The sequence below is a fragment of the Novosphingobium sp. CF614 genome, from assembly GCF_900113255.1.
GTDB lineage: Bacteria > Pseudomonadota > Alphaproteobacteria > Sphingomonadales > Sphingomonadaceae > Novosphingobium.
Genome location: NZ_FOOR01000020.1, coordinates 1 through 21,942 on the forward strand (window position 1 = coordinate 1; position 21,942 = coordinate 21,942).

28 protein-coding genes are annotated in these 21,942 nt (G+C 63.8%); 20 read left to right on the forward strand and 8 right to left on the reverse strand.

All coding sequences use genetic code 11. The features are described 5' to 3' along the window. Positions 1-184: 184 nt before the first annotated feature. The 4 genes from BM052_RS19610 to BM052_RS15925 form a co-directional block, all read right to left on the reverse strand. Positions 185-325: a benenodin family lasso peptide gene (locus BM052_RS19610; protein WP_143084866.1), complete on the reverse strand. Its 141-nt coding sequence runs from the start codon at positions 323-325 to the stop codon at positions 185-187. A gap of 180 nt (positions 326-505) precedes the next feature. Further along, on the reverse strand, positions 506-1,138 hold the full coding sequence (locus BM052_RS15915; protein ID WP_177198515.1) for a GntR family transcriptional regulator: 633 nt from the start codon (positions 1,136-1,138) through the stop codon (positions 506-508). Then, entirely contained in the window at positions 1,138-1,557 is a 420-nt protein-coding gene (locus tag BM052_RS15920) for a helix-turn-helix domain-containing protein (protein WP_218151563.1), read from the reverse strand. The genes BM052_RS15915 and BM052_RS15920 overlap by 1 nt, the downstream gene beginning before the upstream one ends. Positions 1,558-1,668: 111 nt before the next feature. After that, positions 1,669-2,070, reverse strand: coding sequence for a hypothetical protein (locus BM052_RS15925; protein ID WP_091148490.1), 402 nt, complete (start codon positions 2,068-2,070; stop codon positions 1,669-1,671). A gap of 392 nt (positions 2,071-2,462) precedes the next feature. Here BM052_RS15925 and BM052_RS15930 point away from each other — a divergent pair, with 392 nt between their 5' ends. The 17 genes from BM052_RS15930 (at position 2,463) to BM052_RS16010 (ending at position 17,209) form a co-directional block, all read left to right on the forward strand. Continuing rightward, positions 2,463-2,780: a hypothetical protein gene (locus tag BM052_RS15930; RefSeq protein WP_177198516.1), complete on the forward strand. Its 318-nt coding sequence runs from the start codon at positions 2,463-2,465 to the stop codon at positions 2,778-2,780. Next, positions 2,764-3,528, forward strand: a complete 765-nt coding sequence (locus BM052_RS15935; protein ID WP_091148493.1) for a DsbC family protein — start codon at positions 2,764-2,766, stop codon at positions 3,526-3,528. Before BM052_RS15930 ends, BM052_RS15935 begins: the two co-directional genes overlap by 17 nt. A gap of 187 nt (positions 3,529-3,715) precedes the next feature. Then, complete coding sequence (locus tag BM052_RS15940) at positions 3,716-4,033, forward strand: hypothetical protein (RefSeq protein ID WP_018250898.1); 318 nt, start codon at positions 3,716-3,718, stop codon at positions 4,031-4,033. A gap of 107 nt (positions 4,034-4,140) precedes the next feature. Continuing rightward, complete coding sequence (locus BM052_RS15945) at positions 4,141-4,407, forward strand: type IV conjugative transfer system protein TraL (RefSeq protein WP_091148495.1); 267 nt, start codon at positions 4,141-4,143, stop codon at positions 4,405-4,407. Positions 4,408-4,412: 5 nt separating this feature from the next. Then, positions 4,413-5,048, forward strand: coding sequence for a TraE/TraK family type IV conjugative transfer system protein (locus BM052_RS15950; RefSeq protein WP_091148496.1), 636 nt, complete (start codon positions 4,413-4,415; stop codon positions 5,046-5,048). A gap of 4 nt (positions 5,049-5,052) precedes the next feature. Then, positions 5,053-5,826 carry a type-F conjugative transfer system secretin TraK gene (locus tag BM052_RS15955; protein WP_091148498.1) on the forward strand — a complete coding sequence of 258 codons (774 nt, stop codon included), beginning with the start codon at positions 5,053-5,055 and terminating at the stop codon, positions 5,824-5,826. Continuing rightward, positions 5,823-7,127: a TraB/VirB10 family protein gene (locus BM052_RS15960; RefSeq protein ID WP_218151564.1), complete on the forward strand. Its 1,305-nt coding sequence runs from the start codon at positions 5,823-5,825 to the stop codon at positions 7,125-7,127. Before BM052_RS15955 ends, BM052_RS15960 begins: the two co-directional genes overlap by 4 nt. 35 nt (positions 7,128-7,162) lie before the next feature. Continuing rightward, entirely contained in the window at positions 7,163-7,795 is a 633-nt protein-coding gene (locus tag BM052_RS15965; protein ID WP_091148500.1) for a TraV family lipoprotein, read from the forward strand. Beyond that, a complete protein-coding gene (locus BM052_RS15970; protein WP_091148501.1) occupies positions 7,792-10,290 on the forward strand; it encodes a TraC family protein in 2,499 nt (832 codons plus the stop codon). Before BM052_RS15965 ends, BM052_RS15970 begins: the two co-directional genes overlap by 4 nt. 5 nt (positions 10,291-10,295) lie before the next feature. Continuing rightward, positions 10,296-10,622 carry a hypothetical protein gene (locus BM052_RS15975; RefSeq protein WP_091148574.1) on the forward strand — a complete coding sequence of 109 codons (327 nt, stop codon included), beginning with the start codon at positions 10,296-10,298 and terminating at the stop codon, positions 10,620-10,622. Further along, a complete protein-coding gene (locus BM052_RS15980; RefSeq protein WP_091148502.1) occupies positions 10,619-10,852 on the forward strand; it encodes a hypothetical protein in 234 nt (77 codons plus the stop codon). Before BM052_RS15975 ends, BM052_RS15980 begins: the two co-directional genes overlap by 4 nt. Continuing rightward, positions 10,842-11,537 (forward strand): conjugal transfer protein TraW, encoded by a 696-nt coding sequence (locus BM052_RS15985; protein ID WP_255406200.1) that lies wholly within the window; start codon positions 10,842-10,844, stop codon positions 11,535-11,537. Before BM052_RS15980 ends, BM052_RS15985 begins: the two co-directional genes overlap by 11 nt. Beyond that, positions 11,534-12,550 (forward strand): TraU family protein, encoded by a 1,017-nt coding sequence (locus BM052_RS15990; RefSeq protein WP_091148505.1) that lies wholly within the window; start codon positions 11,534-11,536, stop codon positions 12,548-12,550. Before BM052_RS15985 ends, BM052_RS15990 begins: the two co-directional genes overlap by 4 nt. A gap of 251 nt (positions 12,551-12,801) precedes the next feature. Continuing rightward, entirely contained in the window at positions 12,802-14,658 is a 1,857-nt protein-coding gene (locus tag BM052_RS15995) for a hypothetical protein (RefSeq protein ID WP_091148507.1), read from the forward strand. Positions 14,659-14,717: 59 nt separating this feature from the next. Beyond that, a complete protein-coding gene (gene traN / locus BM052_RS16000) occupies positions 14,718-15,779 on the forward strand; it encodes a conjugal transfer protein TraN (RefSeq protein ID WP_255406206.1) in 1,062 nt (353 codons plus the stop codon). Between the two features lie 25 nt (positions 15,780-15,804). After that, entirely contained in the window at positions 15,805-16,632 is an 828-nt protein-coding gene (locus tag BM052_RS16005; protein WP_369821547.1) for a type-F conjugative transfer system pilin assembly protein TrbC, read from the forward strand. Further along, positions 16,604-17,209: a S26 family signal peptidase gene (locus BM052_RS16010; RefSeq protein ID WP_091148513.1), complete on the forward strand. Its 606-nt coding sequence runs from the start codon at positions 16,604-16,606 to the stop codon at positions 17,207-17,209. Before BM052_RS16005 ends, BM052_RS16010 begins: the two co-directional genes overlap by 29 nt. Positions 17,210-17,310: 101 nt before the next feature. On the opposite strand, the gene BM052_RS16015 is transcribed toward BM052_RS16010, so the two are convergent. Continuing rightward, positions 17,311-17,793: a GNAT family N-acetyltransferase gene (locus BM052_RS16015; RefSeq protein WP_255406201.1), complete on the reverse strand. Its 483-nt coding sequence runs from the start codon at positions 17,791-17,793 to the stop codon at positions 17,311-17,313. Between the two features lie 54 nt (positions 17,794-17,847). Then, positions 17,848-18,150: a type II toxin-antitoxin system TacA family antitoxin gene (locus BM052_RS16020; protein ID WP_091148516.1), complete on the reverse strand. Its 303-nt coding sequence runs from the start codon at positions 18,148-18,150 to the stop codon at positions 17,848-17,850. A gap of 42 nt (positions 18,151-18,192) precedes the next feature. Between BM052_RS16020 and BM052_RS16025 the strand changes: the two genes are divergently transcribed. Further along, entirely contained in the window at positions 18,193-19,113 is a 921-nt protein-coding gene (locus BM052_RS16025) for a conjugal transfer protein TraF (protein ID WP_091148517.1), read from the forward strand. A 47-nt stretch (positions 19,114-19,160) separates the two neighbouring features. Here the strand turns inward: BM052_RS16025 and BM052_RS16030 are convergent, their stop codons facing one another. Together BM052_RS16030 and BM052_RS16035 are read right to left on the reverse strand one after the other, a co-directional pair. After that, entirely contained in the window at positions 19,161-19,559 is a 399-nt protein-coding gene (locus tag BM052_RS16030; protein ID WP_091148519.1) for a type II toxin-antitoxin system VapC family toxin, read from the reverse strand. Continuing rightward, positions 19,556-19,807, reverse strand: a complete 252-nt coding sequence (locus BM052_RS16035; protein WP_091148520.1) for an AbrB/MazE/SpoVT family DNA-binding domain-containing protein — start codon at positions 19,805-19,807, stop codon at positions 19,556-19,558. Before BM052_RS16035 ends, BM052_RS16030 begins: the two co-directional genes overlap by 4 nt. 94 nt (positions 19,808-19,901) lie before the next feature. Between BM052_RS16035 and BM052_RS16040 the strand changes: the two genes are divergently transcribed. Both BM052_RS16040 and BM052_RS16045 read left to right on the forward strand, forming a co-directional pair. Further along, a complete protein-coding gene (locus BM052_RS16040; protein ID WP_091148522.1) occupies positions 19,902-20,456 on the forward strand; it encodes a hypothetical protein in 555 nt (184 codons plus the stop codon). Positions 20,457-20,509: 53 nt separating this feature from the next. Beyond that, positions 20,510-21,934, forward strand: coding sequence for a conjugal transfer protein TraH (locus BM052_RS16045; protein ID WP_091148524.1), 1,425 nt, complete (start codon positions 20,510-20,512; stop codon positions 21,932-21,934). Positions 21,935-21,942 lie beyond the last annotated feature (8 nt).

The window sequence follows — 21,942 nt, forward strand, 5'->3', positions numbered from 1 at the left end:
GGATTACGCTCAATAACGCCATGTCGATCACTCCTTAATCCCCCGACAAATCAGCCAGGGGAAAGGTCAAAACATGGGTCACTTCTCAGTGGAAATTTATACCTCTCCCGGGGCAACTCTCAGCGGAAATCAACACCCCCTTCTCGGAACGGGCGCGCGCCGTTGTTGGCGCGCGCCACCGCCCTCAGTCGTCCTCCAATCCGATGCCGGTGGGTTGACGCTGAAGGAAGCTGTCGTCGCCGCTCATTGCGCCGCCCTTGGTCTCGGCATGCACCGAGCCGAGGTCGATCAGTTCGTCGACGTTACGATCGTCATTGCGTTCCATGACTCACTCCTCATCAACTGCCGCGAGAATGGCGGCGACCTAAGGTAGTGCCGTTCCGGTCTGAGATGGCGCGAATATATCGCGTCAATCTGTCGCGATATATTCGCCAGCAGGTGGCAGGAAGGCCATTGGTCGAAGCCGGTGCAATCGCTTCCCGATTAAATCATTGAAATGACTGCGCTATGGCATCACCTTTCCGGTGTGGATAATCTTCTGTTGATGACAAATTTTCCTTAAGTGGTACGCCTCTATTCTCCTTCGCAAGGCTTTTCGAAAGTCTGCGACCTCGGGACTGGTGAGAGCCGAAAGTTCCCTTTCTGCAGTCTTCAGTTCACCGGCGTCTGCTATTCTCGTGTAGTGGAGCCGTTCGTTCAAACGTCGTATGTGGATTGATGCTTGCGTATTCCCCCCTGCATCGGCCAACGAGGTGAAAATCTCCATTGCTCGTGATGCGAAAGCGACCGCGGAAGAGTTCTCGACTATGGTCGAATATTGCCGAAGGGAACTTCGCAGTGCAGATTCTCTCAGACCCGATATGCATGCCATTATCATCTGCATGTGCCACCTAAGAAGCTCTATGAGTTCAAGAGGCGTAGGGGTCGGAACCAGGAATCCTCCATCTGCATGGTGCATGAAAAGCCCCTCCCCCACGAAGATGAAGGCGGCCTCGCGTACGGGAGTCTTGCTTGAATGGTGCCGGTTTGCAAGGTCCTGGATGTCAATACGCTTGCCCGGGACGAAGTGGCCCGCCAAGTAGTCGGCCTTCAGCCCGAGATAGACACGTTCCTGTAATGGAGGGTCCATTGCCGACATCATAGCCCCGCTCCTGCCGGGTCCGCGGGACTGGCCCAAGCCGGGGTGAGAGCCTGAGTCAGGTGATCCAGATTCCGTTGGGCAATCATCTCGATGCACAGTCGTTCGAGATCGCTGAGGTCGCCCATTGCAAGTTGACGCGGAAAGCACATCTTTTGCCCCGCGAAGAGAAGCGGAATGAGGATATGGCCCGTCGACAGCTCCAGTCGATAGGCACAAGCCAGATGGTCATCCAGTCGAGAGCGTGGGTTACCGGCTTCGATTTCGCGAAGCCAGCGCACACCCATGCCGAGTTCGCGCGCCAGATCGCGCTGCGTCAGGTGTCGCTTCTTCCGTGCCTCTTCTATTTGCCGCCCCGACTGCACTTTGACGTACAGCAACGGACTTTCAGCAACGGAAGTCGCTATCAAATGCGACATGTCCGCGTCTCCTTACGGGAGATACCGCCCGCCAAGGCAATTCCATTGGTTTGAGGCTAAGGTGTACTTACCACCACTGTCAATTGAGAACCTCGGCCAAGTTGTCGGGATTTACCCAACAAGATCATTGGCATCGCGTGAAGCCGGTATTCGTGCTCCCGATTGCAGGGCGCGATCAAAAGCGCGCAGCAATCCTGCCTGGTCGGCTTTTGTGACCTGCAGGAGCGCCACGATGTAGATTGTGCCCAGAGTGGGTTGCCTCGCCTCTGGCGAGTCTTCCTGGATACGCTCGGTGATGCCGGTTGCGATATCCCAGAGGTGACAGGATGCTCCGACGTGGTGCTCTTGTCCTCCTCCCAACCAACTCACCTCCTCGCCGCTCAGTTGCTCGATGATCTCGCTCGTGGGCATGCTGTTCAGATACTCGATCGCGACGTGGAGCGTGGTTCCCCAGGCGAGAAGCGATCGGGTGACGCGAATCAGGTGGCAATGCGAATCGATCAGGACGTCCAATCCGGCTTGTGAAAGCCGAAGCTTAAAGCTGCGTCTTGCTCGCCCCATCGCCGTCCTCTCCTCCCAAAACTACCGCGCAAACACCCGTTCGCGTTCCCGAACGGGGACATTTCCACGACGAATCGAGGCACAAGCGGCACTACAGTGCCGCTTGTGCCGAAACCTGTTGTTCAACGCGCTCGCCGTCTCCATTGACCGAATTTGTTCCTTTTCTGCTTTGTTTCGCCGCTTCGGCACTTCAGTGCCCTGCCTCTTGCGGCGAGCTTTCGTGCTGGTCATTGCTCGGGACGCAACGGATCGGCGGCGACCGTAACCCTAAGTCTCAGCACCGCCGCCCGGACCAGCCAAACCCCAACCCAAGCGCCTTGCGGCGCCACGAGGAGACGTGTGCCATGGACTTTCCATGCTCCCCGCCCATGCTTGCAGGAGCACTTCTGCTGGCCATCGGCGCTAACCCGGCCAGCGCCCAGACCTATCGCCCCGACGCGGAAGCCTACCCCTGCGCTCGTACCCCCGAGCTCGCGGTCTTCCAGAGCGAGGCTGGCTTCTCGATCCGCGAAAAGGCCGACGCCGGCCCGCCTCCCCTTGCCGCCGCGTCGACGCCCCTGCCGGCGGCGATCAAGATCGGAAACTCGCTCAATCTCGACAGGCGAATTTTCGCACGCACCTCCCTTGCTCGTCCGGAGTCTTCCGATGTCCCGCAGCGGTAAACTGATCCTGGCCGCGCTATTTTGCGCATCGGCTCCCGCCTTTGCGCAAGACAGCGGCGCCGAGCCTCTCACGGCTGCGGCCGCGGAGGCCCAGCGTCAATTGCGCCAGACCTTCACCAATCTAACCTTCGAGGACTTCGGTCCGGCGCCTGTCAGCGGTCCAATATATCAGGCTGTTGCGGGTGGACGAGTCATCTATTTCGCGCCGGAGAGTCAGCATCTTTTGTTCGCCGCGATCTACGACAAGAACGGGATCAACCTAACGGCGCTGGCAATGGATGCGAGCGCCAGGAAGCGCCTCGGCGCGATCAATCCCGCAGACGCCCTTGTGGTAGGGCCTGCGGGCGCGCCCAAGATCATCGAGTTCACCGATCCCGACTGCCCTTATTGCCAGGCGCTCGAGCGCTTCTGGCTGGCCAAGGAAGCTGAGGGGAAACCGGTCCAGCGCCTCATCTACTTCGTGAGCGGTATTCACCCGCAAGCGGCAGCAAAAGCCGAGCATATCCTCTGCTCCGCGGACCAGCAGGCGGCCTTCAAATCGATCTACTCCGGTGCTCAGCCCGCCGCGCTGCACAAATGCCGTCCCGGCGCCGAGAAGGTCGCCCGCGACGCCGAGACCGTCCGCAAGATGGGCGTCTCAGGCACGCCGACGCTCTTCGTCGACGGCAAACTCGTGTCGGGCTTCCAGCAGGCCGAACTCGAGGCCTTCCTCGATACCGAAAGCCGGAAACCCAAGCGCAGTCCGTGAAGGAGCGACCCCGACGATTTTGGCGGATCTCGCACGTGCGCGGCGAAGACCGTGCCGGCGAGGACCGGGATGCCGGCGGCAGCGCGCCTCCAGGGGCCGTCCAGCGAAGCCGCCGGCCGGACACGACGACGGATCGGTACCGGCAAGCATGATCTGGACGGCTCTGGTGACCACAAGGAGACTGAATATGTTAACTTTGCTTCGGGGAAGGACGTTCCGCACGATCGACGCGGCCGTCCTTTTCCTCCTGGCCGCGATCGCTGGCACAAGCGTCGCCTACGCCTTCCAGGCGCCGGCCGCCGGCGACCTTGGTTACGACATCTACGACATCGTCGTGAACCAGGGCGTGAAGGGACCGCTCGGCTTCGTGGGCGGTGTGGCCGCCTTCCTGTTCGGCGTCTCGCGGCTCTTCTCGAACATCATGATCGGCATTCCGACGATCGTGGCGGCGGTCTGCCTCATCAAGGCGGACTCGATCCTCCAGACCTTCGGCATGCTGATTTGAAGACAGGTCGGGCCGCCGGCCTGCCGGCACCCGTCCACCAGAACGGAGGGTGATGGTCACCCTTCGCAGACCACGCCTAGCAGCGTGGTGAAGCAAGGGAGAAGGGCGTGGACGAGCGACTTCCGCAGTTCCTGCATCGGCCGGTCCAGATCCTCTGGTTCGACAGTCAGGAGTTCATCGTCGTGATAGCCACGATCTTCGTCGCGGTCATCGTCGGCGGGATCATCGGCTGGTCGCTCATCGGCGTCCTTCTCCTCTTCATTCCCTGGAAGCGGACCAAGCCGCGCGGGTTCATCCCGCACCTGGCCTGGCGCTGGGGCCTTGCCCGCTTCCGCAACTATCCGGGTCCGACCCAGACCCGCTTCTTCGAGTAGGCGAGATGGCCCATCCATTCCGACGCAAGGCAGCGGCCGACGTGATCGGCGACACGCGCCCGAGCTGGCACCTGCATCGCTACCTGCAGGGATCGGCCAACCTGTTCGAGGAGAACCGGCTGCTCAAGGTGGCGATCGCCGGCCTGTTCGGCATCACCGCGGTGCTCGGCACGGTCATCTACACTTCGAACCAGAACACGCGCACGGTGATCGTGCCGTTCGGCGCGGACGGCGACCTCTATGTGACAGGGAACAAGCCGTCGGAGAGCTATCTCCGCTCGATCACCTTCAACATCGTGGGTCTCGTGGGCACATACTCCGCCTATTCGGCGGACCGGCAGTTTCAGGAGCTGCTGCGGATCGCGCATCCCAGCGCGTATAATAGCCTGCGCGACAGCCTGAACCGGCTGCTCGACGAGCTCGGCAACAATCCGACGCTTTCGATCGCCACCTATATTCGCGGCGACCAGCCCGTCACCTGGACGGGCAGCGAAATCCTCGTGCCCGTCGAAAAGGTCCGCGTGATCGGCGGCGTCATCCGCAAGTTCCGCGGAAACCTGCGCATTCGCTACGCGCTCGAAAACGGCCGCTTCTGGCTGGCCGCCCTCCAGGAGGAGAATTTCAGTGCCGATATCCGGTAACCGCATGAGGCTTGCCAGCCTCGCGGGCACGCTTGTCGCGTCGCTGCCCGCTTGCGTCCCCGCCTTCGCCCAGTCGATCTCGGCGCTTCCCGACCAGACGAGCCGCATCCGGCTCTCCAATCGCGACGTCAATCATATCGTGTGCGTCGGCGGGGAGATCGATGACGTGAAATTCTCCGCGGAGAAAGGATTGGCGGTCGAGCGCGGTGGTTCGGACGCATGGATCAAGTTCCTCGTCCTCGAAACCGATGATCCGAGCGCGGCGCCAGGTGACACGAAGACGCGGACCTATGTGACGACGCCGTCGGAATTCTTCGTCTCGTGCAACGGCGCCATCTACCCGCTCTACGCCGAGCCCGCCGACATTCCGGCGCAGACCGTGACGCTGGTCCCCGGCGGTGCACAGCGTGCGCGTGCCAATGACGCGCTTCTGGGCCCGCTGGTCGAGGAAGAGCGGGCCGTCGGGATTGCGCTTGCGATCCTGCAGGACCGGGTGCCTGCGTCCTTTTCCGAGGTCGCGCCGTCCCGCGACAGGCTCACCCTTGCCGACCTTCCGACGGCGTCGCTGAGCGAACGGCGGCGGCTCGAAGTCGAGGGCGCCGGGCTTTCGGTCAGTGAATATCTGGTCCGCACGAGCGTCGCGAGCACGTTCGATGAACGCGACTTCCTCGATGCGGCGCTCGGCGCCGACATCTTCGCCATCACCATCGACCGGCTGACCTTGGGTCCCAATGAGACCGCGCGGCTGATCGTCGTGCGTCGGAGTGTCCAGCCATGACTGCGCCCGAAGAAAACCGTCAGGGGGAGGATGGTCCGTCGGCCCGTCAGGGTAGCGACGGCCACGAGACTGCAAATACCCCGCGCCCGGCTCTGCTCGATCTGCCGGCGCAATGGTCGAAGCTCAGTTCCAACCAGAAGCTGCGCGCCAAGCAACTGGGTGTGGTATCGACGATCGCCCTGGTCGGCCTCGGTCTCTACACGGCAAGCACCAGCGGCCAGAAGGAGGCGCCCAAGGCGCCGCAGGCTTCCAATCTCGACATGGGCGCGGGGCTTCGCGGCGACAGTCTCGAGGTGAAGCTGCGCGGCGATCTCCAGAAGATCCTCGACGGACAGACCCTGCTCGGAGACCGGGTGACGGCGATCGAGGAAGGCAAGGTGGTTCCGGGTGCCGCACCGGCGGGCCAACCCCAAAGCGCGGGCGGCGACGGCGACCTTCCGCCTGCGCTGCCGGGTGAGGCCCCTGCCTACCCGCCCGCTCCGCCCGAGGCCAGGGGCGCTGCCGAGGAAATCCCGGCCCCACCCAGCGCTCCGGCGGCGCCTCCGGCCCCGCCTGCGCCGCCCACGGAACGGCAGGTCGGGGCGATCGGCGCGGCAACCTCTGCGCAAACGGCGGAAGGAGGCGCGGGCGGCTCGCCCTCGTCAAAAAAAGGGAAGCGGACGATCTATTTGCCTCCTGGTTTCATGAAGGCGCGGCTGCTGACGGGGGTCGACGCGCTCGCGAGCCGGGACGCAACGAGCAACCCTGAACCGATCATCGCCCGGGTCCAGGCACCTGCCGTGCTCCCCAATGACGTGAAGGCCAATCTGGCCGGCTGCTTCGTCGTCGGCAATGCGACCGGCAGCCTCGCCAAGGAGCGCGTCGAGATCCAGCTCGTCTCGATCTCCTGCGTCGACTTCGAGAGCCACGCGGTGGTCGACCAGGCGATCAAGGGCTTCTTTGTCGATGCCGATGGAAAGAAGGGCCTGTCAGGCAAGGTGGTGACCCGCGCCGGCGCGACGCTCGCGCGTTCGTTCATCGCCGGCACGATCGCGGGCATTTCGCAGTCGGTCGAGGGCACGTTCGGGAGCCTGTCGACCTCGGCGCTTGGCAGCGTGCGCAGTCTCGACGCGGGCGATGCCGTCAAGTCGGGCGTTGCCGGCGGGCTCTCCAAGTCGTCGGACAAGCTCACCGATTTCTATCTCGATCTCGCCCGCCAAGCAGGCCCGGTGGTCGAAGTCGGCGCGGCCAAGGATGTCGTGGTCGTCATCCAGGAAGGCCTCGCCCTCGAGATCAAGCCGTCTGTCGGAGCCAAGTTCTGATGCGACGCTCCCTTCACTCCACAGGAGGTTTCGCCATGCCCATATTGGCCCGCCGGTCCTTCCCCAGCGCTATGCTGTCTCTGAGCCTCCTTGCGGGCCTCAGCGGGTGCGCGACGGTCGGTTCGCTGATGTCGCCCTATTCGGAAAAATTCTCCTGCAAGAATAGCGACCACGGCCAGTGCATCCATCCCGATCGGGCGTATGAAGACGCAGTCGCCGGGGTCGCCTCGAAGTCTGACCCCAAGGTTACCAATGACCGCGCCATGCTGCGCCGGGAAGACGCCGACCGAGCGGGTTCCCGATCGCGGGGCGGAAGCGCCGGCAACGCCTATGGCGGCTATCGCGACAGCGTCTATCGCGAGTTGAAAGGTCTGATCGAAGCTCCGGTCACGCCGATGCTCAAGCCCGCGCAGACCGTCCGCACGCTGATCCTGCCGTATGCCGATCGGCAGCGCCCGGACCGACTCTACATGCCACGCTACGTCTATTCGGTGGTCGACAAGCCGGTCTGGGTCGTGGGTGGCGCCCTTGTCGCCGCGCCCGATCGGGCGGTACAGGCACCGATCCTCGGCCAGGTGCGCGATTCCGCCGCGCCCGATGGCGAGCCCGCACCGGCGGCTACCTCTCCGCCCGCCATCGTGCCGCCGGCATCGGAGCCGCGGCCATGAGCGGCCTCACCTACTCCCGGCTGCGCAACGCCGTGCAGCGCGACAGCTTCTCCGACTATTTGCCGCTCGTGGCCTGGGACGAAGAGACCGAGGCGTTCCTGTGCATCGACGACACCTGGGGCCATGCCTGGGAACTGGTGCCGACCGCCTATATGTTCGCCCATGTCCAGGGCGCCTTGCAGGGACTGCTCAATATTCACTTCCCGGACGGGACGGTCCTGCAGCTGCACACCTTCGCGGACCCGCTGATCGACGACGCCCTCGATGCCTTCCTTGATCTCAAGACCCGCGACGATCCGCTCATTCAGGCCTCGGCGCGTCACACCCACGCGTATCTCAGCGAAGGGCGTCATGGCCTCAAGGCCCTGCACGGGATTCCTGTCCGCAACTTCCGCACATTGCTGTCCATCAAGACACGCCGGCCGCTGGGCGAGGATCTGCGCCGGCAGGTCGAGGAGCAGTTGTCGAAACTAGGCATCCGCCGATTGCCGCCTGAGGAGATGGTCGCCTTCTACCGGCGCGTCTTCAACGGCGTCGCCGATCCGGCGCCCGGCGTCTTTGCCGACGGCACGACCATAGGCGCGCCGCCGATCGCCAAGCAGATCATCGATGCGGGTCCCGATCTCGTGTTCGAGGGCGCGGAGGTGTTCCTGGGCAACCAGGTCGCGCGCTGTCTGACGCCCAAAGCGCCGGCCCGGCGGATCACCGCCGAACGCGCCAATCGCCTCATGGGCGGCATGCGCGGCGCCTCGGAGGACAGCGACCAGATCGGCGGCCCGTTCCTCTACACGCTCAACATCCTGTTCGACCATTCGCAGTTCGAGATCCACAAGCGCGCGCAGATCCTCTCGGCGCAAAAGGCGGCGGGCAGCTTCGCGGTCGAGGTCGGCAAGCAGATCGAGGAGATCGGCTGGATCCTCGACGAGGCGGGCAACAGCAAGTTCGTCCGCGTGATCCCGACGATCTGGGTGTTCGGCCGCGACCGCGCGCATGCCCGGGACCTTGCCGCACGTGCCAAGCGCCTGTGGGAAGGCGAGCCCCTGCCCTTCTCGATGCAGGAGGAGAGCTATCTCAACCCGACGCTGCTGGTGATGAGCCTGCCGTTCGGGCTTTACCCCGACCGGACGACGCTGCGCCTGCTCGAGCGGGACTTCCGCATGCCGGTCAAGGCGGCGGTGCTGATGGCACCGATCCAGACCGATTTCCGCGGCGGCGGCCGCCCGGCGCTGCTCTACACGGGCCGCAAGGGTCAGCTCGTCACCCTCGATCTGTTCGACCCCAGGATCAACAATTACAACTTCATCGTCTCGGCGGAGAGTGGTGCCGGCAAGAGCTTCCTGCTCAACAATCTCTGCCAGCAATATTACGCCAACGGGTCACTGATCCGGATCATCGATATCGGCGGGAGCTACCGGAAACTCTGCACGCTCTGCTCGGGCCGCTATATCGACATCGGCGAAGAGCATCTGGTTCTAAATCCCTTCGATATGGGGCTGGCGCTCGACGGCGATGACAAGCAGTCGGCGATCACCATGGCGGTCGCGATCGTCGCCGAGATGGCGAACGCATCGACAAGGCTGGGCGTCACCACCTCGCAGTGGAACCTGCTCAAGTCCGCCGTCCAATGGACGATCGACACCGGCCGCGCCGATCATGGCATCGATGCGGTGCGCGAGTGGCTCGGCACCTATCCGTCGCTGGTCGAGACCGCGCTCGACAGCGTCGATCATCTCGTGCCGACCTCGCGCGAGCTCGCCTTCAACCTGCGGGATTTCGGCTCGGGCGGCGCTTACGGTCATTATTTCAACGGACCCTCGACGCTCGACATCCGCAATGACGAATTCGTGGTGCTCGAACTCGAGCGCCTCAAGTCCATGCCCGACCTGTTCAACGTCATTGTCATGGTGGTGGTGAACGCGGTCACCCAGGAGCTCTATCTCTCCGCGCGCGATCGTCCCCGCTTCGTGCTCTGCGACGAAGCCGCACAGTTCATGACCCGCACCGACGGACAGGATCTGAGCCGCCTCGCCGAGGCGTTCGGCCAGGGCTACCGGCGCGCGCGCAAATATCGCGGCTCCTTCGGCATCGTGCTGCAGTCGATGAACGACCTCACGCTGTTCGGCGGGACGGGTCAGGTCATCCTTGAAAATGCGGCGACGCGGTTCCTGCTGCAGGGCTCGACCTATGACCGGGCGGTCGACAACAAGATTCTCGATTATTCGGGCTTCGTCCTCGATCTCCTGAAGTCGGTCCGCAATTCCAAGCCCAACTACAGCGAGGTGTTCATCGACTCCCCGCTGGGTCTGGGCATCGCGCGGCTGGTGGTCGATCCTTTTTCCTACTGGATCAACACGTCGGCGCCCGACGAGGTGGCCGCCTTCGAGGCGCTGTTGCGCCAAGGGCTTTCGCCGCTCGAAGCGATCTGCCGCCTGGCCGGCGTCGAGCCTTCGCAGATCCTTGGCGCACCCGCCGCATCCGGCCTCGTGGGAGTATGATGGCCATGGCACGGAACACACCGCACCCCGACCAGCTGCCGCTCAACTGGTCCGATAACGAAGCGATCGAAGTCATTGTCGAGCAGCGTCTCGCCGAGCGGTTCGAAGCGGAGTCGGTCCAGTGGCGCTTCCGGCTCGTGATGATCGAGACGGTGATGATGGGCTTGCTGGTGCTCGTCGCCGGACTGTTGCTCCATCAGCCGACCATGATGGTGCTGCGCGCCTCGCTCCTCATCGCGGCGTCCTGCCTCGCGACCGGTCTGCTCCTGCTCGGCCTCTCGGCGGGCACCGCGAAGCTGATGAGCCGCCTGCGCCGCAGGAGAGGTCAATGAACGGCCTCATCTCCTCTGCGCCCTCGCAGTCGGCGATCCGGCTCAGCGTCAGCGCCTTCCTGTTGATGCTGATACAAAGCGCGCTCCTGCTGATGTCGCCGTCGCTCGGCACCGAAGCGGGCGTGCTGATCTGGCTTTTGACGCCGCTCGCGCTCTGCGCCTTCGTCGCGGCCCTCATCGGCATTCCCGAGCCCCCCGATCGGCATTGGAGGCAGCGCCATGGCCGCTGATCGCTCGCCGGACATCGGCCGAGGCCAACCTGGTTGGGGCGTGGTCAAATTCCAGTCGGCAACGATCGTGCTGCTCGTGGTCGCGTCTCTCCTTGTCGCCGCCAGCGTCCATGCCGCGACTTCGAAGATTGGCCGAACCTGGCCGATCGCGGAGCCCGACGCGCTCGCCGAGATCGAGGCGAAGGCCGCCACCCTCCCGTCCGACATGAGCAAGGCCTTCGGTCCCCGCGACAAGTGGAGCGCCCTCAAGGCAGCGCCGCTCGGCGTCGCGGCGGCGGATCGGGTTCGCAGCGTTGTCCCGTTCTACACGCTCGACTTCGATATCACGCTGCCGGGCGGCAAGACGCTCTACCCGAAGGGCTTCACCTTCAACCCGCTCACTTATGTGAAGCTACCGCAACGCCTTGTCGTCGTGCACCGCCAAGACCTTGGCTGGGCGCTTCGCAATGCCCGGGCGAGCGACTTCATCCTGCTGTCGGCGCTTGGCGCACAGAATAGCGATGCAATCGACCTGAGCGAGAAGACCGGCCGCGCGATCTACATCCTCGAGGAGCGGGTCAAGCAGCGTCTGGGGCTTACCGTGGCGCCGGTGATCGTCGAGCAGTCCGGCATGCGTCTCATCCTCACCGAATATGGACCGAAGAGCCGCGTCGCTCCGACCGCCGCGAAAGGAGCGGCGCGATGATCGGGCGTGTTCCCGTCTTCGTCACAGGACTCGTCATCGGCCTGCTGATGACGCTCGCCTGGCCGAGCCAGGCCCATGCCTCCAAATGCGAGGCGGGCACCGTCTTCAATCCGATCACTAAGGTGCGCTGGACCTGCATCTTTCCGATCACGGTCGGTGGCATCCGGGTGGGGAGCTTCGACAAGCTCGACAAGGCGCTCGACGCGCAATCCTCGTCCAAGCCGCTTTGCGCCTGCCGCAAGGGCGTGCAGTTCTGGTTCGGGGTAAAGGTCTCCTACTGGTCGCCCAACCGGATGGTCGATGTTGTCACCGAACCCGGCTGCATGATGGCCTTGGGCGCCGATCTCCTGCCGACCGGTGGCAAGCTCCAGGGCAGCCAGTCGTCGATCTCGGACGGCACCAATACCCGCAAGATGTTCGCGCAGATGCACTATTACATCTCGCCGGTCTGGGCGATGCTCGACATGTTCACCGACCTGCCATGTCTCGAGAATGACGGCTTCGACGTGGCCTTGATCACCGAGGTGTTGCCGACCTGGCAGTCGGGGACGCTGGGCGCGATCATCCAGCCGGAGGGGATCCTCTTCGGCAATCCCGCCGCCGGCCTCGCCTGCATGGGCGACAGCGCGGCCGCCGCCGCGGGCAAGGTCATCGATCCCTTGTTCTGGTGCATGGGATCGTGGGGCGCGACCTATCCGGTCGCCGGCGACATCCATTTCGACGACAGCGTCGAGGCCTGGGCAGGCCTGGCCGCGCGCGGCACCTTCATGATGGGGCGGCTGGGCGCGCTCACGATCAGCTCGGCTGACGGCTGCTCCTTCGTGCCCCAGCCCGTCTGGACGAAGTCCCGGTACAAGCTCCAGATCATAGAGCCGGTCAAAGGCGGCAAGTGCGTCAACATCGGCCGCCCGGGCGCGCTTTGGTCGTCGGCCAAGCATGCGCCGGGCAAGGACAACGCCCAGTTCATGCTCTTCGAAAAGGTGATCTGCTGCGCCGGGATACCGGTGCCATGAGCGGGTCGCTTCCCCCGGTTCCCGCGCGAGACAGCCGTCCATTCCGGAGGTCTGTTCGCCAAGGCCCCTACGGCCGATGGCTTCCGCGTGGGACCGGAGCGGCGTCGCTATGCCCCCCCGGCGGCGCCGCTCCACCCCCGGCCAGCGCGGCCGCATTGCTCCCCCGACGGGATCGGCGCCTCCTCACCGCCTGTTCCGTCATCGCGACCGCGCTGGCCATCCCACTCGCCACACCGGTATCGGCGCAGACGATGGAGGAACGCGCCCGGGCCGCCGCCGAAGCGTCGCGCGCAAAAACGAGCGACAGCGATGCGCTCCGGCAGAATTATGTGACGCCGGGCCTCGCCGGTCAGCAAATTTCGACCGTCGACAATAGTCGCACGTTCGCACCGAACATCGCATGCCAGAAAACCGCAACGATGATGGAGGTGCTGGTGCAACCGGCGTCGAGCGGCGATCTCGGCAAGGTCACCATTGCGCGCGACACCGATCTCGACGGCACGGTCGATAGCACGGCGAATCTTCCTGTGCCGGTGTCGGGCATTTGCGCGAACGGAGTCGTCTCATGCGAACCCGGCAGCTGGAACAATTGCAGCTTCTTTCGCTGGGACGTCGACGCCGCGAAAAAGCTCAAACTGACCTCTGTCGACATGCCCAAGCTCGCTGGCTGTTACTGCCTCAACAACAGCTGCGGGACGAACCTTGCCTGGGGCAACATGGCCTCTGTGCTGCGCGACTTGGGCGGCGGGATGATCGGCGCGCTCACCACGGCTGATCCCCGCTACGGGGTCGCCGAAGCTTTGATCGACGGTCCGTCGATCCGTTATGTCGGTGCGCAATCGACCGCCTGCTCGACAAATCCCGATCTTCCGCAGACCGCCTATCGCGCCAATCCCGCGGCGATCGCGTCGGATGCCTATTCCGCGTCCACAAGCAATTCCGTGTTCCAGGCGCTCAAGGGGTCGGCGATCGGCAACGGTACGGCGCTTGCATTCAGGCATTGCTCGATCGAGCGACGGGTGACCGTGTTAAAACCGAGCGCCGAGGATATCATCAGCCGAACCGCGGGCGGCTATTGGACGATCCAGAACGGCTCCTCGTTCGATTTCCTCATGGGCTCGCCGGCGGATAACAGCCTGGCCGGAGGACGCTGCACGCTCGTCGACTTCCGCATGACGTTGCATGTGACCGACCCCGACCGCATCGTTGACGCGCGGCTTGCCGAGTTCTTCGCCGACGACTGGGCGCAGGTGCGGATCGATGGGCAGCTGATCGGCTCGGGTGCGTCCGCCTGGACCACGCTCGGACTTCCGCCGAGCAAATGCGAGCTCAAGAAGACCTTCTATTCCTACCCGAACCTCGATCTGCAGCCCTATCTGACCGCCGGCGACCATGAAATCTGGCTGCGCGTCGCAGTCGCATCGGGCGGCGAAGGCTTCGCGCGGGTCCATGTCGACGTCGACAATAGCTGCAAGACGCTGGAGCAGGTCGTCGACGGTTGCGGCGCGATCGCTTCCGATCCGCAATGTCGGCTCGACAGCGAGCTGGTCGATGGTGTCCAGACGTGGATCAACGGGGTCGCGACCGGCCTAAGACCCCTGCCCCAGACACGGATCCTTGGCGGCCCGTCCTGCCCGACCGATCTCACGCTCGACTTCTTCCTGAAGGACCGTGCCTACCGGTGTACGGTCGATGACACGCCCAAGCCCGACACGAGCCGCGGCGCCTATATCATCGACCATTCGACCGAGACGATGCTGGCAGACCGGACGCTCCAGAGCGACGGTAGCTACGCGACATCGACGCGTGCCTTCACCCTTCCCGACCGGGGCTCGGTGCCGGCCTGCGAGCCCGTGTGCAAGACCCGCGCACCCAAGGCCAACAGCGAGGCGGCGCCCGATGGCGTCGTCGGTGCGAAGCAAAATCTGCCCACAGGCTACGACACCTTCTTCCACGCCTGCACTGCTGACAATCAATGCCCGGCAGGTCCTGGCGAGGAAGTTGTCTCCGCCTGCGGATGCCTCGACGATTTTCCCGAAGCGGTGGTGATGATGCAGACCGTGCGTCTCGCCGGGGCCGACATGGTCTGCACGGGGAGTGTGCAATGATGGGGCTGCCGACAACGAGATACTGGTATCTGGACCCGCGCGGTGCGGCCCTCGCACTGATGGTCGGGGCGGGTTTCGCACTCGCCTGCCCGAGCGCAGCCAAGGCGCAGCAGATCTGCGCGGCCGATCTTAACAACAACGGCGATGCGGCCGATGAAGGTGAACAGGCGAACTGCCTTGCGACCACAAGCAGCGCATGGCTGTGCCCGATCCAGGAGGTGGACTGCGTTGCCGATGCGATGGGCCAATATAGCTGCCCGATCGGCCCGCAATATGCCTGCCTCGTGAAGACCGAGGGCGGCACGCCGGCATGTTCGCCCCATCAATGCGCGGATCTCGCGACCAACCCCATCGTGGAAGAGCCGCCGATGGACGATCCAGGAACCGAGCCGGATGGCGGCATCGACGCCGACGGGAATTGCCTGGGAAAGATCGAAATATTCTCAGGGCGCGGGGTCCGGTGCCGGCCCGCCGGGCTTTCGACCACCTTCGCGAACTGCTGCAAGGACAAGGGAAAGATCGTCAAGGACGGGATGGGTTCGTCCATCTCGTCGATCGGCACCAAGATCGCGGTGGCCAAGGGCGTGTTCACCGGAATGAAGGCCGCCTATACGGCGTTCAAGGCGGGCGCGACCGCGAGCCAGGCGGCAAGTTCGGGGGCCAATGCGCTGATCGTGGGTCTCGACCCGACGTCGCTCGCGGTCAGCCTCGCGATCAACTTCATGATCGATTTCCTGTTCTCCGGCTGCGACAGCCAAGACATGGAGACGGCGATGCTGCGCTCGTCGGGCATGTGCCGCGAGATCGGCAGCTACTGCACTTCGAGCTTCCTTGGGGTGTGCCTGCAGAAGGCCCGCGGCCATTGCTGCTTCAACACCAAGCTCGGCCGGATCATCCAGGAACAGGGCCGCCCCCAGCTGAAAGCCTTCAACGGCAACCTCTGGGGTACGGCCAAGAAGCCGATGTGCCGCGGGTTCACGCCCGAAGAATTTCAGGCGCTCGATTTCAGCAAAATGGATCTCTCAGAATATTATGCGGACATCGAAGCCCGCGCCCAATCCGACATTCAAATCGACATGGGGGAGCGCATCGATGCGTATCTCAAAGCCGTCAATCCATAGCGCAGCCCTTCTCGCGCTGCTGGGCGTGGCCACCGCCGCGCTCGCGCAGGTCGTCGCGAGTGACGCCCCTCGCGGCGATGCGCGGCAATCTGCCACCGATCAGGGTCAGGCCAGCATGAACCGGCTCGAAGGCGCGATCGCGCGCGGCAAGGACGATGCGGCACATCTGCCCGAACCCAGACTTCCACGCACGGACAACCCAGTCGACCGACGGCGCGCGTTCGACGGCCTGCACAAGCGACTTGCCGAGCCCGACATGGAAGTACGCGCTCGCGCTGCGCAGGCCCGCGGCGAGGCAAGCCTCGCGGCCGAGCGCCTGGCGCAGGCCAAGGCGCTGCGCCAGGCGTTGGGCCTCGAGCCCGCCGAAGAGCAGGCGCTCGCCAAGGCGAACCCGGCCGCCGTCGACAAAGGCTGGGTTCCGGTTCTGTTCGTATCCTCGTCGATGCCGATCTCGACACTACGCAATTATGCGGTCCAGCTCGAGAAGGTCCGCGGCGTGATGGCGTTTCGCGGCGTTCCTAGCGGTCTCAGGAAGATGGGGCCGATGGCAAAGCTCACGGCCGAAATCCTGCGGTTCGATCCGGGCTGTGAGGGCCCGAACTGCGTCATGCGCAATGTTCAGCTGATCATCGATCCGATCGTTTTCCGCCAGCATGGGATCGTCCAGGTTCCGGCGCTTGCCATGATCCCTGGCGATCCGACCCAAGCCTATTGCGAGCGCGACGATGAAAGCCCGCGCGCCACCCATGTCGTCTTCGGCGACAGCGCGCTCTCCGGAATGTTCGAAGAATATGCCCGCCTCGGCGGGAAGGAGGAGGTAAGCCATGCTCAGGCTCTTGCTCGCGCTCGCTAGGGCGATCGCCGGCCTCTGGCCGCGCCTGCGCCGATTGCCGCGCAAGGCGGCGATGGCGCTCGGGGCCTCAGGGCCGGATCAGCCGGCACGGCCGGAGCGGCTCGCGCGCGCCATGCTGATCGTCCTGCCCATTGCCATGTTCGCGGCGCTCTTCATGCCGCAGGTAACGTTGGTTATGACGCCGTCGATCGAGGCCTTTGCCGTACGAAAGAGCCCGGGACCGATCCTGCGCGGCGACTATGTGATGTTCACGCTTCGCCATGCGATCGCTGGCCCCAAGCCCGTATCCGTCACCAAGCACGCACTCTGCATGCCCGGTGACCGCCTGACGATGTACGAGACGCCTTCAACCCACGCCGCCCGCGCCCAGGAGGCTCATTATCTGTGCAACGGCGCATTGCTCGGCATCGCTCTGCCCTTTGCTCACAACGGCATGAAGCTCGACCATATGGAATGGAGCGGCGTGATCCCTGCTGGCATGATCTATGTCGGCTCGCCTCATCCCAGCGGGTTCGACAGCCGCTATTTCGGGCTGCTGCCGACCTCCCGCCTCACCCGGATGGAGCGCATCCTGTGAGCGCGCGCTGCGAGGAAAGACGCTACGAGCGCGGCCAACGGCGACGGGGGGCTGTTGCTCGACGGAAACGTGAGACTGCTCCGGCGCAAGGTAGCCCGTCGTCAGTCTTGCAAGGCCCGGACAGCCTCGATGGGCATCAGGAGAATGCGCTCCCCCAGCGGCGAGGCAACGAAGCCATGCCGCTCGTAGAAGCCCACGGCATCGTCATCGATCGCATGCACGACGACGGCGCGAACGCCCGCGATCTCAGAGGCTGCGGCGCAGCGCCGGAGCGCGTCGGCGAGCATATCCGCACCGAGGCCGATGCCTTGGAAGGCAGCATCCACGGCAAGCCTGGCGATGAGAAGCAGCGGGACCTTGTCCGGCATTCCGCGACGCAGTCTGGCTGTGGGCAGCGCCGCGCGCTCCTCCATTGCAGTGGTGATCGTAGAATAGCCCACGACCCGACCTGGTCGGTCGGCATCACACACGACGTATGTTCGCGCCGAGGTGCCTTCACTGACGATGCCTCGTTCGGCGAGCCAAAGATCGAGAGAGGCGTGCCGCCCGTTGGCGAAAGCATGGACATCATGGGCGGCATTCACTCGCTCAGTTGGCGTAACAGGGCGCGTGGACATGGAAACGAGCAAAGAGACCGATCATCGATTCCAGAGCGGTTCGCGCTTCATCAGATTTTCGAGGCCATGCGACGGCACAGGCGGTGCATCGAGCAGGCTCAGAAACTGCTCATGACTCTCGGCATCAAGAAGGAAGGTGCGCTGATCGAGAATGGCGGCTTCGGCTTCCCGCCGCGCGCTCGCGAGGATAAATTCGGACAGTTTCTGGCCCCGCAGCGAAGCGGCCCGGCTGAGCATCGCCTTGAGCTCCGCGGCAGCCCTGATCTGAATGACGTCGTCCTTGCGCCGGGAGGCGCCTCGGTCCGAACGAGCCTGCTGTGCCATATTTCTAAACTTCCTGGTTCCGTCCGGCATTTTGCCACGACAATGGTAATACAATCACGCTTCGGTTGTCATCGATTTCAAGGGGCGAGCCTGGCGGCGTTGGCGATCCTCGCCCTTCCCCAATCGGCCAATGCGCAAGGGTTCGAGCCGGCTACTGCGCCTTCGAAGCAAGGCTATTGGTGGTACGAAGCGCCCTCCCCTAAGCCAGACGAGGCCCGCGATCCCGAGGTGCTCGCGAAACCGATCATCCCACCGATGGCGGAGCTGGCGAAGTGGACGCCGCCAAAGATCCGTAAGCTCATCGAAGAGCAGCGGGACTATGCCGCGACCGTGCTGACGGTCGATGCCGTCGCCGACTTCTGGCGGCTTCAGGACTTCGCGCGGCGCAAGGCGCGGGCGTTCGCAGGTATCACCCAGATCGCGATGCTGCAGCATCCCGAACTCAACTCGAAGTCCGCCAACCCGATGGTCGGTGACGCCCGCTCTGAGCTGACCGCCGAGAAGGACGCCATTCGCCGGTCCTATCTGCGCGCCCATGGTGCCGAATTCGCGCTCGTCATGTTCTCGCGTTCGACCTGCGGCTATTGCCGTGTCCAGTGGCCGATCATCCAGCGTTTCCAGGAAGAGATGGGCTGGCAGGTCACGCTCATGGATGTCGATAGGCGCCCCGACGTCAGGGAGCGGTTCGGCGTAGAGATCACGCCCACAACCATGGTCATCCGGCGTGGAAGCGCCCAGCGCATGATCATTGCGTCGGGTGTCGAGGCATACCCTAGTCTCGCGCAGATGGCCTATCAGGCGGTGCGCCTCCTGCGCGGCGACATTCGGCCCGAGCAGTTCATGACCGGCCCGGGCGAGGATGCGGGCTTCTTCGACGCACTGAGCAACGGCCCGGTGTCGGCAACCGATCCGAGAGCCGTTGGCGGTGATCTCATTGATACCAGTCTGGAGCCGAGGCGATGAAGTCGACCAAAACGCTTCTACCCCCGACGATGGGCATCGAACACTGGTCAGGCTGGGATGTGAGCGGCGATCCCGCGCTTCTCCAGCAATCCAACGGCCTTTTTGTCAAAGCTGACGAACACTTCACCCCCAAGCCATTGTCCTTCATAGGCGATGACGCCATCGGCGAAATCGCCACCGACATCGAGGATTGCCAATCCAGCTTCCACGGGCAGCCGGTCGAGCGCAACGTTATCAGCGTCGAGCAGCAACCGTATCGCCGCGGCGACATCATTGTTCCCGAACTTGTAGGAACGGCGCAAAACCCAGCACATCTCACACAGCGCAGGCAAGGTTACGGCAAGCAGTTCCGCTTCGGTGATCATTTTGCGCGCCATCGGTCCCTGCTCGGGATCGTCCTCGGTCACTGCTCTCACCAGGATATTGGTGTCCGCTGTGATCTTCACAGTTCGCCAGCCCAACCTTTCTCGATGACTTCATTCATCTCCTCGATCGAGATCGGCTTTTGGCCTTCTCGCTTCAGAAATCCGCAAAAGGCGTCTATTTTCCCGGCTTTCTTCTCCGGCCGGATTTCGACGCGTCCATCGGGCAATTTCTCAAGCTCGATTTTATCGCCGGGGTGGACGCCGAGATGCGCCAGCAATTCCTTGCGCAGCGTGATCTGTCCCTTCGATGTGATGGTAATGGCATTCATCCGGCGACTCCCTTCGCCACCCGATGTAAGGAAAATTTTCCTTGCGCTCAAGGGACGATCGGCAAGGTCGCGGGGATGCGCCTCCTCATTTGTCGTGATCGGACTGACGGCGTTGGCTGCCTCCGTCGTATCCGCTCAGTCCGTCACACGCGAAAACGCAATGCGCGCGGCAATCCATCCGGTTGGCGACGCTCAGACCATGCAGGTCTGGCTGTCGCGTGTTCCCGTTACGCGCGATTTCCCCGATGACTTCAATACTACGCTGCGCGGGCATGGCGCAGCGTTCTTCATCGAGATGACCACCGCGCCCGGTTGCCTTCCCTGCGGCGATCTCTGGGCCAAGCTGACGGCGCTGGGGTCGCGCTATGGCTGGCGGGTCCGCACGATCAGTGGTCAGGAAGCGATGATCCGATCGGGACGTCTCGGATTGCCGTGGGTCGGGCATCCTGTCGCCTGGGTGAGGCCCTTGGCCGACGACAAGCGCGTTGTGCCGGTGGCGATCGGCACCGACCATTCGCCCAATCTGGCCCGCAATCTCTATCTGGCCGCGAAGATGTTGACGGGGGTGAGGCCTGCGGTCGGCGTCCGGGCCATGTCCAAGTTCACCGGCATCGTGGGGCTGCCGGCGAGCCGTAAGGCAAGGCACTGAGCGATGGCGGGTTCGGTCCTTTCTTCGTCATCCCAAATCGTGCGGAGTCCGCCATGTTCGTTTGCCATCGCGCCATCGTCCGTTCGCTGATCGCCTTTCTCATCGCGGCGAACGTTTCCGTAGCACCCGCTCACGCGCAGAGCTGGGCGGAGAGCTGGTTCGACAATGTGACCTATACGTCCCCGGGTAGTTTCGAGGACCAGACGCGCGGCTACATCACGGCCGGTGGCATGTCGGGCCGCGTCGATGTCCACAACGACTATCTCATGTCGGTCAGCCTGCCCAAGGTCCGCGCCGGCTGCGGCGGCATCGACATGTTCCTGGGCGGGATGAGTTTCCTGGATCCTGACTATCTCGTCCAAAAGCTCGAAAGCATCCTCCAGGCCGCCCCCGCGGTCGCGTTCCAGTATCTGCTCGAAACGCTCGACGAGAAAATGGGGAACATTATCTCGAAGATGGAGGCGGCGACCAATTTCCTGAACTCGATCCAGGTCAACGACTGCCGCCTTGCCAATCGCATGGTGCAGATCGCCAAGGGCGACGACAATATGTCGGGGATCATCGAAGAGATGACCGGCTATCGCTCGGTGAAGCAAGGCTTCGCCAAGAGCTACCAGCAGAGCCGCGAAAAGATCGAGGCCAACAACAACAATCCCACCGAGGATCTGAAGGACGCGCTCGCCAACTGCCCGGCGGAAGTGACCGACATCTTCCGCACCGGCTCGCTCCTCGCCCATGCAGCCTCGCGGGTCGGCGCGGCAGATTGGGCGAGCGTGATGCGGGCGCGGGTCGGTGACGTCTATATGCGCTGGGACGATGGTGACCGTGTTCCACTCTTCACGGCCATTCCCCAGTGCCCGGCGCAGGATATGGAAAGCGCGCAGGATTTCCTGACCGGGCGGGTCCAGCGACGCTCACTCAACTTCCCGCCGACAGGTGCCGACTGCGCGCAGGACGGCAGCGGCCGCGGCGCTCTCGTGCTCGCGCGGACACGCATGCAGTCGATCGCCACCAAGATCCGCACGCGTGCTGCGCTGTCGGCCGAGGAGCGGCAGTTCGTCGCCAATGTCCGCACGCTTCCGGTCTATCGCATGCTGGAATGGGGCGTACGCCAGGGCGTCGTCGACTCGGTGATCGGCGACACGGACGAACTGGTCGCGCTCACCCTCGCCTACCAGATGCTCAACGATCTCACCCGCACCATCGACTTCACGGTGACGAATGCCGAGCGCGGGGCGACGGTCGCGGGCTCGGCCGACGGCAACAACAAAAATGTCTGCCAGACCCGGATTCTCTCCAAGGGCATCGAGCAGCTACGAGATTTGAGAGACGAGGTGCTACGCCAGCGCGCACAGATGCGTCAGAGCTACATTGCGGCCCTCAACCAGGCCAACCTCTCCGCCAATTATGCCGGGCTCCTGCGGGACCGGGATCGAGATGCACGCGACGCCGCCGGCGCCGCAGCGCGCAACCAATAGGATCGTCC

Bases quoted from the DNA above. Each gene is read 5' to 3' on its own strand.
- BM052_RS19610 (WP_143084866.1), bottom strand. From the start codon at position 325: ATGGAACGCAATGACGATCGTAACGTCGACGAACTGATCGACCTCGGC.
- BM052_RS15915 (WP_177198515.1), bottom strand. From the start codon at position 1,138: ATGTCGGCAATGGACCCTCCATTACAGGAACGTGTCTATCTCGGGCTG.
- BM052_RS15920 (WP_218151563.1), bottom strand. From the start codon at position 1,557: ATGTCGCATTTGATAGCGACTTCCGTTGCTGAAAGTCCGTTGCTGTAC.
- BM052_RS15930 (WP_177198516.1), top strand. From the start codon at position 2,463: ATGGACTTTCCATGCTCCCCGCCCATGCTTGCAGGAGCACTTCTGCTG.
- BM052_RS15935 (WP_091148493.1), top strand. From the start codon at position 2,764: ATGTCCCGCAGCGGTAAACTGATCCTGGCCGCGCTATTTTGCGCATCG.
- BM052_RS15940 (WP_018250898.1), top strand. From the start codon at position 3,716: ATGTTAACTTTGCTTCGGGGAAGGACGTTCCGCACGATCGACGCGGCC.
- BM052_RS15950 (WP_091148496.1), top strand. From the start codon at position 4,413: ATGGCCCATCCATTCCGACGCAAGGCAGCGGCCGACGTGATCGGCGAC.
- BM052_RS15955 (WP_091148498.1), top strand. From the start codon at position 5,053: ATGAGGCTTGCCAGCCTCGCGGGCACGCTTGTCGCGTCGCTGCCCGCT.
- BM052_RS15960 (WP_218151564.1), top strand. From the start codon at position 5,823: ATGACTGCGCCCGAAGAAAACCGTCAGGGGGAGGATGGTCCGTCGGCC.
- BM052_RS15965 (WP_091148500.1), top strand. From the start codon at position 7,163: ATGCCCATATTGGCCCGCCGGTCCTTCCCCAGCGCTATGCTGTCTCTG.
- BM052_RS15970 (WP_091148501.1), top strand. From the start codon at position 7,792: ATGAGCGGCCTCACCTACTCCCGGCTGCGCAACGCCGTGCAGCGCGAC.
- BM052_RS15975 (WP_091148574.1), top strand. From the start codon at position 10,296: ATGGCACGGAACACACCGCACCCCGACCAGCTGCCGCTCAACTGGTCC.
- BM052_RS15980 (WP_091148502.1), top strand. From the start codon at position 10,619: ATGAACGGCCTCATCTCCTCTGCGCCCTCGCAGTCGGCGATCCGGCTC.
- BM052_RS15985 (WP_255406200.1), top strand. From the start codon at position 10,842: ATGGCCGCTGATCGCTCGCCGGACATCGGCCGAGGCCAACCTGGTTGG.
- BM052_RS15990 (WP_091148505.1), top strand. From the start codon at position 11,534: ATGATCGGGCGTGTTCCCGTCTTCGTCACAGGACTCGTCATCGGCCTG.
- BM052_RS15995 (WP_091148507.1), top strand. From the start codon at position 12,802: ATGGAGGAACGCGCCCGGGCCGCCGCCGAAGCGTCGCGCGCAAAAACG.
- traN (WP_255406206.1), top strand. From the start codon at position 14,718: ATGGTCGGGGCGGGTTTCGCACTCGCCTGCCCGAGCGCAGCCAAGGCG.
- BM052_RS16010 (WP_091148513.1), top strand. From the start codon at position 16,604: ATGCTCAGGCTCTTGCTCGCGCTCGCTAGGGCGATCGCCGGCCTCTGG.
- BM052_RS16020 (WP_091148516.1), bottom strand. From the start codon at position 18,150: ATGGCACAGCAGGCTCGTTCGGACCGAGGCGCCTCCCGGCGCAAGGAC.
- BM052_RS16025 (WP_091148517.1), top strand. From the start codon at position 18,193: ATGGTAATACAATCACGCTTCGGTTGTCATCGATTTCAAGGGGCGAGC.
- BM052_RS16035 (WP_091148520.1), bottom strand. From the start codon at position 19,807: ATGAATGCCATTACCATCACATCGAAGGGACAGATCACGCTGCGCAAG.
- BM052_RS16045 (WP_091148524.1), top strand. From the start codon at position 20,510: ATGTTCGTTTGCCATCGCGCCATCGTCCGTTCGCTGATCGCCTTTCTC.